Raw genomic sequence first — 1,200 nt, 5'->3', positions numbered from 1 at the left:
CCATGGGGTCCTACACAGCGGTTGCGCAATCCACAAGCCGCACAAAAGGAGTGAACACTGGCTCGACGGGAACGAGCGAGGGCCTCGTGCGCAGGCCCCTCATAACTCCAGACGAGATCCAGCGCTGGACGGGCCGCGAAACAGGCGCGCTCGTGATCCACGACGGCGTACCTATGGCCTTCCCCAGCCGAGACGTTACCGAAACGTTTGTGGGCGGCATGCTCGGCATGACATCGCCCGAGGCCGAGCGCACGCTTATGGAGCGGTCCATCGCTTCTCGCAGAATGCGAAACAAGGAGGTACCGAGGGTATGGAATGGCATCGTTGTAAACAACATCGCAGCGGCGGGGCGGAAAGCGGCCGACAGCTACGTTCCCGAGGGGTTCTAGCCCCCCATAATCGCCCGTTACCAGCAAGAACGTCCCATAAGACTACGCGCCCGCACCCGTGCACTACGCGCGGGCGCGGGCCCTTTTGATGCACCGCTCAGGCTTTGACCTGCGCATTCGAACTCGGCTCGCCGAGTTGCGCCGTTCGCCTTCGGCGAAACGTAGTGGAGCCTTATCCTGCACCGCCACTTCGTGGCGGAAAACCGAATCCAAAGCGATGCGTAGCATTCGAGCCATAGCGCCGAAAAATGACGCCAGAAGCCGGCAGCCGAGCTAGCCATCGAACAGGTCTGAATCGAAAAACTCTCTCAAGGAGACGCCGAGCCCGCCTGCGATGCGCTCGATATTCTCGATGGAGACGTTGCGCTTGCCGGTCTCGACTTCGGCGAAATAGGTGCGCGACATCTCGATGGAATATGCGAAGGCCTCTTGGCTCACGCCGAGCCCGGCCCTCAATTCCTTGACGCGAAGCCCCACGCGCATCTTGGGGCCCAGTTGAGTCATCGGCACCTCCTTACCGTCGGTGTCAATGATTCGGCCCTGTTCTATATAAGTCACACCTATATAAGTGACAATTTGAAATACAATACGGGAATCAGAGGATTTCAATCTGGGAGGAAGCACGATGAACATTGAAATCTCTAGGAGGGCGTTTCTCGCAGCGGGACCCCTCGCCGTCATGGGCTCGCTCGGGCTCGCCGGGTGCGGCAAGAGCAGCATCAGCGGCAAGACCCTCTACTACTACTCGGTTTGCGGCAGCGTGGCCCTTGGCAAGGTGTGCGCGAACAAGCCCGGATCCGCGTCGACGATC

Annotated in this window: 3 protein-coding genes; 2 read left to right on the top strand and 1 reads right to left on the bottom strand. The window is 59.9% G+C overall.

Translation table 11 applies throughout. The features are described 5' to 3' along the window. Positions 1 to 389 (top strand): hypothetical protein (locus ACT84W_RS08645; RefSeq protein WP_444328916.1); only part of this gene is annotated, 389 nt, incomplete at its 5' end. 273 nt (positions 390 to 662) lie between these two features. Here ACT84W_RS08645 and ACT84W_RS08640 read toward each other — a convergent pair. Continuing rightward, the gene (locus ACT84W_RS08640) at positions 663 to 893 is read right to left on the bottom strand and encodes a helix-turn-helix domain-containing protein (RefSeq protein ID WP_195644509.1); all 231 of its coding nucleotides are present in this window, start codon (positions 891 to 893) and stop codon (positions 663 to 665) included. A gap of 121 nt (positions 894 to 1,014) precedes the next feature. On the opposite strand from ACT84W_RS08640, the gene ACT84W_RS08635 reads away from it, so the two are divergent. Then, the coding region (locus ACT84W_RS08635; protein WP_444328915.1) for a hypothetical protein at positions 1,015 to 1,200 on the top strand (186 nt) is incomplete at its 3' end.

The organism is Paratractidigestivibacter sp. (assembly GCF_052362415.1).
Classification (GTDB): Bacteria; Actinomycetota; Coriobacteriia; order Coriobacteriales; family Atopobiaceae; genus Paratractidigestivibacter.
This window is presented reverse-complemented; position numbering and strand designations above follow the sequence as displayed.